General features: G+C 36.0%; 6 protein-coding genes. 2 read left to right on the top strand and 4 right to left on the bottom strand.

Annotation, left to right across the window (positions count from 1 at the left end; translation table 11 throughout):
• Positions 1–1,624: S8 family serine peptidase (locus ABX784_RS14350; RefSeq protein ID WP_372655749.1), on the bottom strand; the 1,624-nt coding region annotated here is incomplete at its 3' end.
• 183 nt (positions 1,625–1,807) lie between these two features.
• Here ABX784_RS14350 and ABX784_RS14345 point away from each other — a divergent pair.
• Both ABX784_RS14345 and ABX784_RS14340 read left to right on the top strand, forming a co-directional pair.
• Entirely contained in the window at positions 1,808–2,122 is a 315-nt protein-coding gene (locus tag ABX784_RS14345; protein WP_372655748.1) for a hypothetical protein, read from the top strand.
• Between the two features lie 145 nt (positions 2,123–2,267).
• Positions 2,268–4,454 carry an OsmC domain/YcaO domain-containing protein gene (locus ABX784_RS14340; protein WP_372655747.1) on the top strand — a complete coding sequence of 729 codons (2,187 nt, stop codon included), beginning with the start codon at positions 2,268–2,270 and terminating at the stop codon, positions 4,452–4,454.
• Here the strand turns inward: ABX784_RS14340 and ABX784_RS14335 are convergent.
• From ABX784_RS14335 to moaC, 3 genes are read right to left on the bottom strand one after another with little or no spacing between them, the layout of a single operon-like run.
• The gene (locus tag ABX784_RS14335; protein WP_372655746.1) at positions 4,449–5,840 is read right to left on the bottom strand and encodes a ThiF family adenylyltransferase; all 1,392 of its coding nucleotides are present in this window, start codon (positions 5,838–5,840) and stop codon (positions 4,449–4,451) included. The genes ABX784_RS14340 and ABX784_RS14335 overlap by 6 nt on opposite strands.
• Positions 5,841–5,842: 2 nt before the next feature.
• Complete coding sequence (locus ABX784_RS14330) at positions 5,843–6,085, bottom strand: MoaD/ThiS family protein (protein ID WP_372655745.1); 243 nt, start codon at positions 6,083–6,085, stop codon at positions 5,843–5,845.
• Entirely contained in the window at positions 6,082–7,116 is a 1,035-nt protein-coding gene (moaC, locus tag ABX784_RS14325; protein ID WP_372655744.1) for a cyclic pyranopterin monophosphate synthase MoaC, read from the bottom strand. Before moaC ends, ABX784_RS14330 begins: the two co-directional genes overlap by 4 nt.
• Positions 7,117–7,200 lie beyond the last annotated feature (84 nt).

The following is a 7,200-nucleotide window of genomic DNA, read 5'->3' as shown; positions in this document are numbered from 1 at the left end:
CCGTATCGACTGTAAGATCTTGAGAGTTTATAAGTTTGATAACTTCCAACATTTTATCTGGTTGTACAAAACCACCACTTTCACAAGGTAATCTACCAGACTTAGGAATATAGACAGTATTTAAAAGTATATTTTTAAGCTGGTCTGTTGATAGTGATTTATTTAACTCATGTGCCTTTAGTAAAGCGTTTAGTACAAAAGGTGCGGCCATAGATGTACCATTTAAAGCTATAGTTCCACCACCAGACTGTGCCGATACAACCTGTTGACCTGGAGCAAATACTTGTACGACTCTTTTTCCATATTTTGAAAAACTAGCTGGCTTATACTCTTCATACTTACTAGGATCTAAACTAGCTGTATTTAAGGCCCCAACTTTAATCATGTTTGAATATTCATAGCTTGCCGGATAATTAGAATTTCCCCTTAGGTCTAAATCTAGCGCCTTACGACCGTTACCAGAAGCAACAACAAATAATGTATCCGAGTTTTCTTTGATCATACCTTCAAGAAAATAAAATGAATCTCTTGGTGCTGACAACATTGCTCCAGGTGAGCCTAGAGCAAAACTCATATTAACAAACTTAACATTTTTATTTTTAATAAATGTACCAGCATTCATTAAATGATCAGAAATAGCTACATCTCCAGCAAAACCAACTAGCCCATAACTATCAAGATCTTTGAGCGCAAGTGACGCCACATGTGTCCCATGTGATACAGGGTAAGGCGTATGAACAAGAGAGTGTGTCTCTCTAATATTTCTACTATCAATTAGAAGACTAAGGCCTGCATCATCTTGTCTGTGCCAACCCCATGAATCATCGACTCTTCCGTTTCCATCATTATCTATACCATCTCCAGGGATATCATATGGTGAGTTATAAAGTTTATGAGTGAGAGAAGGATGCATTATATCAAAACCAGTATCAATAATAACAACTGGCTCTCTATCCTTGTTGTTAAAAACATCAATGCGTCTTTTGATTTCTTCAATACTTAGGTTAGAATTCTTAATTTGATCAATAACATCAAAAGGAAGATTTTCATTGTACTTTCCAATAAGAACTCCGTTAGGAGTATAGGCCTTAAATTCACTAACAAGGTTGGCCATAGGTGCGGCCATATTATACTTAACCAGATAGTACTTAAGAACTTCTCCATCAGCACTTAGAACATCTATTCGGTAAGGCTTCTCGGCTCCACTTTTGTAATGTTCAATTGCCTGTTGCTTAAAAGTTGAACCTGATATTATCCATGATTTTAGTATTGAGCTTCCTTCATTCAGGGTACGCTCTTTTATCTTTCCTTTATTCTCACCTCTTGTAACAAATGATTCTTTTAGAAATGTTCCATTAGTAAAGTACGTAAGCTTACCAGAATATGTATGTATTCCTTCGACATTCCATGAGTCTGTTGAGATCACATGACCTTCACTATTGAAAGTTCTTCTTCTCGTAATACTTCCACTTTTTAAATGAATCTCTTTGGAACTAATAAGAGAATCCCCAGAACATTTAAATACTGTCTTCCACCCACTATCTATAGACTCTAAAGAGTCGGGACAAGTTCCAGCAAGAGTAGTAGTCATCACACTTAACGTAAGTAAAATCTTTTTAATCATAGAATCTCCAAAGAAGGTGAATCTACCATATATTCATATTTCGATGGATAATGATGCAGAAATTACAGTGAATAAAACATATAGATTCAAAGGAGACTATATAAACTATTCACAGTTATTGCTAAGTAATATAAATTCATTAAATTGAGACATCAAAAATTAATATCTAACAGGGAAAATTCAATGAATTTCATAAAAAGCTTAATAGCTCTTACCTCAGTTCTAATAATAAATTCATCATACGCATGTGAAAGTGTTGATTTGAAGATAAGTGAGTATAACCACGGGTTTGCAAGTGCAATTGACCTAGCAAAAACAATTGAATGTAACCTAGATAAAGAAATGACGTCTAAGCAGCTTTGTGGAACAAGAATTGGCCTAAAAAAAGACAAGTACAGCTTTGCAAAAAAACAATATGACTACGGCTTTATAACAAAAGAAGAACTAACTAACTTAAAGAATGAGTATCAAGAACTTCTAAAAAGCTGTAATAAGTAATTTATAATAGAATTGGTATAGAATCTTTCTAGAATCTATACCAATTGTTCACATAACCTCTGGGCTAAAGTGTAAACAATTCATAGATCACTATCTTTCAATATAAACCCTATTCTTTGTACTAACTTGCTGTTATATCAATAACATGAAAGTAAATGTAATATATCTCGACAACTTAAAACTCGAAGCTAGCTTTGATGACTATAAAATCATTTCTGACCAACCAGTTAGATACAAAGGCGATGGACTAGCACCTGGGCCATTTGATTACTTCTTAGCGTCCTCTGCAATGTGTGCGGCATACTTTGTAAAAGTCTACTGTAAAGCGAGAGATATCCCTACTGAAGATATAAGAATTAGTCAGCAAAATATTGTTGATCCAGAAAACAGATATAAACAATCATTTGTCATTCAGGCAGAGCTGCCTCCTTCAATTTCCGACAAAGACAGGGAAGGAATTATTCGCTCAATGGATCGCTGTACAGTAAAGCGAGTCATTCAAAATGAAATAGATTTTAAAATTGAAGTTACTGACTCTCTTAGTTCAGACGCAGGTCTAGAATATGAAACAGAGTCTGATCCTGGTACTCAGACAATGATTATAGGAAAAGACTGCTCTTTAGAAGAAACTATAGAAAATATGACAGGTCTATTAAAAGATCTTGGAATTAATATTGAGATTGCTTCATGGAGAAATCCTGTACCTCATGTTTGGTCAGTACACATAAGAGATGCTGACTCTCCTATTTGTTACACAAATGGAAAAGGTTCAACTAAAGACTCTGCACTATGCTCTGCTCTTGGTGAGTATCTTGAAAGAATTAGTAATAATTATTTTTACAATGATTACTATCTCGGAGAAGGAGTAGCAAACGCGAACTTTGCTCATTATCCAGATGAGAAGTGGTTTAAGCTTCGACCAGATGGGGTAATGCCAATAGGTCTGATGGATGAAAATCTTCTTAATGCATATGATGTTGACGGAGAATTAAAACCATATCACCTAATAGATACAAACTCTGGAAATAAAGAACGTGGAATATGTGCTATTCCATTTACACGTAACTCAGATAAAGAAACTGTATATATTCCAGTAAACCTAATTGGTAACTTATTTGTTTCTAATGGTATGAGCGCTGGAAATACAATTTATGAAGCAAGAGTTCAGTGCTTATCTGAGATATTTGAACGTGCAGTGAAGGCACAAATTATTCTTGAAGAAATGTCTCTTCCAGACGTACCTAAAGAAGTATTAAATAAATTCCCAACAATTGTAGAAGGAATCAAAAAACTAGAAGAGCAAGGTTTTCCAATCCTTGTTAAGGATGCATCACTTGGTGGTAAGTTTCCTGTAATGTGTGTCACTCTAATGAATCCTAGAACTGGTGGAGTTTTCGCTTCTTTTGGAGGACATCCTAAGTTTGAAGTAGCGCTAGAGAGAAGTCTTACAGAACTATTACAAGGAAGAAGTTTTGAGGGAATGAACGATATTGCTCTGCCGACTTTCAACGAATTTGCAGTGAAAGAGCACAATAATATTGTAGATCATTTCATTGACTCTACAGGAGTAGTCTCTTGGAAATTCTTTAGTTCAAAGTCAGACTATGAATTTAGTGATTGGGATTTCACAGGAACAACTGAGCAAGAATATAATTATCTTATGGATATCTTAGAAGATATGGGTAAAGAAGTTTACATAGCTGACTATGAAGAATTAGGAGCTAAGGCCTGTAGAATATTAGTGCCTGAGTACTCTGAAATCTATATGCCAGAAGATCTCGTATGGGATAATAACAACAAAGGAATTGTCTTTAGAGAGAGTATATTAAATCTTCATAGATTAACTAATGAAGAGCTAGTAGACCTTTTAAATGAACTTGAAGAGTACGAACTTGATGACCACCTTCCTGTGCCAGAGCTAATTGGTGTAGCCTTTGATGAAGTCTCTACCTGGGGAATGCTTGTAGTTGGAGAGCTTAAAGCAATGATTAACCTAGCAATAGGAAATCTTGAAGAAGCTAAAATGAGTGTTGAAGTTCTAAATCAATTTAACGAATATACTCCTGAAAGAAAGAAGTTCTACCAAGTTCTAAATATTACTTTAGATATTGCAATAGAAGATGACTTAGAGTTTTCTGACTATATCGAAAACCTTACTTTAATGTTTGGTGAGCAGACCGTAGCTGACGCTATAAACACAATTCAAGGAAAGGAAAAATTCTTTGGTCTTCCAGAAACAAATAATAAACTTGAAGGTATTGATAAACATCTAAGGCTTATAGAGAGTTACAATAAGCTTCAAGTCGTTAGAGAGAGATATAAGAAACTATAGAGATCTAGCTCCGCCCTTAAGAGAATAGATATTTTGAACCCCTCTATCTCTTAAGGAGATTACTAATTGCTTAGATCTAATCCCTCTATGACAATAGAGGACTGTTTTTTTATTCTTAACCAGAAGATTTTCAACATCGGAGTCTTCCCTATCTCTAATATCGATAAGCTCTACGGAGAGGTTATCAACTTCACAGAGAGAGACCTCAAGATCATCAGATTCAAGAACTACCTCACCAGCACAAGTTTGGCAGTGTTCTTTCTTTATATTGTTAAGCTTCATTTGAGTTAGGCGCTTTAGGTCTAATAGTAGAGTTTGAGAAGAAGTATTGTTGTAATCTTCATTTAACAAAAGTATTGCTTCGCTCGCCTGAAGACTACCTATAACGGCCACACTGCTTCCAAGGACACCAAAATCATTACAATTACCAATCTGAGAGTCACTAGGAGTTGATTCATAGTTGCATCTTAGACAACCGTAATCTCCTCCTGGAATGAAGGTTCTAATTTGACCTTCATACTTATAAATGCTCGCAGATATCAATGGAACTTTATTCTTAAAGCAAGCGTCATGTAATAAGAATTTAGTCGCAAGGTTATCCGAGCAATCTAAAACGATATCTCTGTTTCGGGTTAAATCGACTACATTAGACTCATCAATATATAAGTCGGTAGATATAACCTTTATAAAAGGATTCAAGTTTTGTAGGAGGTTTGCTGCAATAACAGATTTTTTCTCCCCTACAACTTCTGGAGAATAGAGAAACTGTCTATGGATATTTCCAATTGAGATAGTATCAAAGTCAACAATTTCAATCTCACCAACTCCGGCCGCAGCGAGGGATTGGAGAACAGGGCAGCCAAGACCTCCAGCTCCAATGACTAAGGCCTTAGAGTCTTTTAACTTATTTTGATCAACGAGCTTATCTTGCTTCTTGTAATAATCTTCTTCATCAAAGTGAACATGAGTGTGATGATCTTTACAGAAAACCCATTTCGACTCATCTTCGACATAGTGCTCTTTCTTCCAAATTGGTAATCTAAACTTAATCTCATCTATGACATATCGAGATGCTTTATAAGCATCATCTCTATGAGTTGCAGTTGCACCTATCCAGATGGCCGTATCTCCAAGAGACAAGTGTCCATAGCGGTGGACGCACTCAATATGATGTAAGTTAAACTTCTCTTTTGCTTCTTTTAGGATCTTTTTCCCTTCAAGAGTCGCTAGTTCTTCGTAGACTTGGTACTCTAAAGAGGAAACTTTCTTTCCCTCATTATGATCTCGAACCCATCCCTCGAAGGTAACTAATGCACCGGCATGAATATTTAAGATATTTGAAATATGTAAGCTACGGTCAATAACATCAGAAGATATCTTAAACATAACTAACCTCCAGCAACTGGTGGTATAAAGACGACTCTATCGCCTTCTGCAATATTCTTATCAACAGTAGAGTATTCATCATTAACTGCAACTTGAATCATCGAAAGAGGTAAGTCAAAACCATATTGATGACTAAGTTCACTATAGAGTTCAGCATATGTAGCTGAATTTGTCTGATACTCTTCGTTAGTTTTTCCAGATTTCTCTCTCAACATGGCAAAGTATTGAATTGAAATATTTTTCAAGGTCTCACCTCATTTAACTCTTCAACTGTATTTATATTAGCTAAGTTAATAGTCCCAACTTGCTCTAGAGTTAGAACACTTTCATTTTTTAATATTTTGACAGGACATTTAATATCTTCGTCCTGGGCCTTCTTAAAGACCTCATATGCTTTTGGTGTATAAAGAGTACACAGTGGTTCAGCAAACCCTTTCTCTTTATTTTTAAAGGCAGTTGCTACGTTTAACTCACTATAGTTCTCTATTAATTTTACGACAGTATCTCGATTGAAATAGGCAAGATCACATGCCACTACTATCCAATTAGAATCTGGAAACTTCTCTAAGGCAGAGAGAATTCCAGTTGCAGGACCCTTACTTTCACCGCTATCAACAATAGTTGGAATATCACTCAGTGTAGTACCTTCCCACTGAGACTCTCTAGCTGAGAGAAAGACCTCGTCGCAAAATTCGTCTAAAATGTTTTTAATATATTTTGCATGAGCAGTTCCATGATACTCGATGAGTGCCTTATCGCTCTTCATCCTCTCACTTCTACCACCTGTTAAAATCAGTCCTCTCAGAGGTCTATTTAGCACAAGACTCTTCCCGCCAGATTTGAAGAGAAGTTTTGTCTCCCCTATTACCATGTCATGGGAAACAGCTTTGCACATATCATATATAGTAAGACAGCCAACCATTGCCCCATGAAGAGCCTCCATCTCTATTCCTGTCTTATAGCTTGTCTTTACACGGCACTCAACAGTTACCTTTAAAGAAGAGTCTGTTTGAATATTTACTTTACAGCTCTCAATTGGAACCTGGTGACACATAGGAATTGCTTCATGTGTTTTTTTAACGGCCATAGTTGCAGCAATTATAGCTGTTTGAAACACAGGTCCTTTCTTTAATACAAAGTCCTCTCCTACAAAGTACTCTCGCATACTCTCAGGAAGCTTAATCGTACTTTGAGCAACAGCAACTCTAACTGAAGACTCCTTACTTGAAACATCAACCATTGAAGGCATATTATTTTGATCTATATGTGTTAACACTCTATCCTCCTATGGCGTTCATCTGATGAGTAACTTCAATTGGTCGAAGGAATGGCTTCATCCCTAAGAGAGAGTGATAAATAT

Source organism: Halobacteriovorax sp., assembly GCF_041587335.1.
Lineage (GTDB): Bacteria > Bdellovibrionota > Bacteriovoracia > Bacteriovoracales > Bacteriovoracaceae > Halobacteriovorax.
Note: the sequence above shows the minus strand (reverse complement) of the source record. Positions and strands in the feature narration are given on the sequence as shown.